The following is a 2,910-nucleotide window of genomic DNA, read 5'->3' on the forward strand; positions in this document are numbered from 1 at the left end:
CGACATCTATTCGATCGAGGATCTCGCCCAGCTGATCCACGATCTCAAGAACGCCAACCAGCGCGCGCGCATTTCGGTCAAGCTCGTGTCCGAAGTGGGCGTGGGCACCGTGGCGGCGGGCGTTTCCAAGGCACGCGCGGATCACGTGACGATCTCGGGCTACGAAGGCGGCACCGGCGCATCGCCGCTGACCTCGCTGACCCACGCCGGGTCGCCGTGGGAAATCGGGCTGGCTGAAACGCAACAGACGCTGCTGCTCAACAACCTGCGGTCGCGCATCTGCGTGCAGGCGGACGGCGGCATCCGTACCGGACGCGACGTGGCCATCGCCGCGCTGCTGGGGGCCGACGAGTTCNNTGAAGACCGGGCGCGACGTGGTCATAGGCGCTTTGCTGGGCGCCGACGAATTCGGTTTTGCCACCGCGCCGCTGGTCGTCGAGGGCTGCGTGATGATGCGCAAGTGCCACCTCAACACCTGCCCGGTCGGCGTGGCCACGCAGGACCCGGTGCTGCGCGCGCGCTTCACCGGCCAGCCGGAACACGTGATCAACTACTTCTTCTTCGTCGCGGAAGAACTGCGCGCGATCATGGCCGAGATGGGCTTCCGCACCGTCGCGGAAATGGTCGGCCGGGTCGACCGGCTTGATACGAAGAAGGCGGTGGCGCACTGGAAGGCGCAGGGCGTCGACCTGTCGAAACTGCTGCACCAGGTCGATCCGGTGCCCGGCACCACGCTCAACTGGAGCGGCACGCAGGACCACGGTCTCGAGGCCGCGCTCGACAACGATCTGATCGCCGCCAGCGCGCCCGCGCTGGACACGGGCGAGCCGGTCCGGCTCGAACGCAAGGTGATCAACGTCAACCGCACGGTGGGCGCGATGCTGTCGGGCGAAGTGGCGCGGAAGTATGGCCACAAGGGGCTGCCGGACAACACGATCCAGGTCAGCTTCACGGGCGTTGCCGGCCAGTCCTTCGGCGCGTTCCTGGCCCACGGCGTCACGCTCGATCTGGTGGGCGATGCCAACGACTACGTGGGCAAGGGCCTTTCGGGCGGCCGCGTGATCGTGCGTCAGCCCGCGCATGTCGATCGCGAGCCGACCGAGAACATCATCGTCGGCAACACCGTGCTCTATGGCGCGATCGCGGGCGAGGCCTACTTCAACGGCGTCGCCGGCGAACGCTTCGCCGTGCGCAATTCGGGCGCGATCGCGGTTGTCGAGGGCACCGGGGACCATGGCTGCGAATACATGACCGGCGGCGTGGTGGCCGTGCTTGGCCGGACCGGCCGGAATTTCGCGGCGGGCATGTCGGGCGGCATCGCCTATGTCTATGATCCGGATGGCCAGTTCGAAAAGCTGTGCAACCCGGCGATGGTGGACCTGATCCCCGTTTCGGCCGATCGCGACGAGGACGAGGGGGCCGGTCGTCCGCAGCAGCGCGGGCATGACGTCTATGACTACGGCATGGGCGACATGCTCCGCCACGATGCGGAACGCCTGAAGGTGCTGGTCGAACGCCACCACCTCTACACGGGCAGCAAGCGGGCGCGCGCGATTCTCGACAACTGGGCCGACGAGGTGAAGCGCTTCGTCAAGGTGATGCCGCGCGACTATGCGCGCGCGCTCCGCCAGATGGAGGCCGAGCGCCTCGCCGCCGCCAACGTCGCGGCCGAATAAGAACTAGGGATCAGGGAAACATCATGGGCAAGGCAACCGGCTTTCTCGAGGTCGACCGCAAGGACCGTACCTACGATTCCCCCGCGGAACGGCTGAAGCACTATCGCGAATTCGTGATCCCGCACGATGCGGCGGGGCTGCAGGGGCAGGCTTCGCGCTGCATGAACTGCGGCATCCCCTATTGTCACAACGGCTGTCCGGTGAACAACCAGATCCCGGACTGGAACCACCTGGTCTACGAGAACGACTGGCGCGAGGCGCTCGATAATCTCCATTCGACCAACAACTTCCCGGAATTCACCGGCCGCATCTGCCCCGCCCCATGCGAGGCAGCCTGCACGCTGAACATCGTCGACCAGCCGGTGACGATCAAGTCGATCGAATGCGCGATCGTCGACAAGGGCTGGAAGGAAGGCTGGATCGAGCCGCAGGTGCCCGCGAAGAAGACGGGCAAGTCGGTCGCCGTCGTCGGCTCCGGCCCGGCTGGCCTCGCCTGCGCGCAGCAGCTGGCCCGCGCCGGCCATTCGGTGACGGTGTTCGAGAAGTCGGACCGCGTCGGCGGGCTGCTCCGCTACGGCATTCCGGACTTCAAGCTGGAAAAGCACGTCATCAACCGCCGCATGGTGCAGATGGAAGCCGAAGGCGTCCAGTTCCGCACTTCCGTCGAAGTGGGCGTGACCGTTTCGGTCGCCTCGCTGAAGGAAAACTTCGACGCGATCGTGATGGCGGGCGGCGCTGAAGACCCGCGCCCGCTCGACATTCCGGGCTTCGAACTGCCTGGCGTGCGCTTCGCCATGGAATTCCTGACGCAGCAGAACAAGCGCAACGCGGGCGACGATGAAATCCGCGCCGCGCCGCGCGGTTCGCTGCTCGCCACCGGCAAGCACGTAGTGGTGATCGGCGGCGGCGATACCGGCTCGGACTGCGTCGGCACGTCGAACCGCCAGGGCGCGCTGTCCGTCACGCAGCTGGAAATCATGCCACGGCCGCCCGAAAAGGAAGAGAAGGCGCTGAGCTGGCCCAACTGGCCGCTCAAGCTGCGCACCTCGTCCAGCCACGAGGAAGGCTGCGAGCGCGAATTCGCGGTGCTGACCAAGCGCGCGGTGGGCGAAAACGACGTGACCGGGCTGGAATGCGTCCGCGTCGAATGGGTGAACGGCAAGATGCAGGAAGTGCCGGGCAGCGAATTCACGCTGAAGGCGGACCTGATCCTGCTGGCGATGGGCTTCCTCGG

General features: G+C 66.4%; 1 protein-coding gene and 1 pseudogene. Both read left to right on the forward strand.

The annotated features are described in order from the left end of the window. Positions 1 to 1,676, forward strand: a pseudogene (locus tag B3547_RS15940) (glutamate synthase-related protein); the annotation flags it as partial. 23 nt (positions 1,677 to 1,699) lie between these two features. Then, a partial coding sequence (locus tag B3547_RS15945; protein ID WP_292964672.1) for a glutamate synthase subunit beta occupies positions 1,700 to 2,910 on the forward strand: 1,211 nt, incomplete at its 3' end.

Source organism: Novosphingobium sp. UBA1939 (genome assembly GCF_002336885.1).
In the GTDB taxonomy this organism is placed as follows: Bacteria; Pseudomonadota; Alphaproteobacteria; order Sphingomonadales; family Sphingomonadaceae; genus Novosphingobium.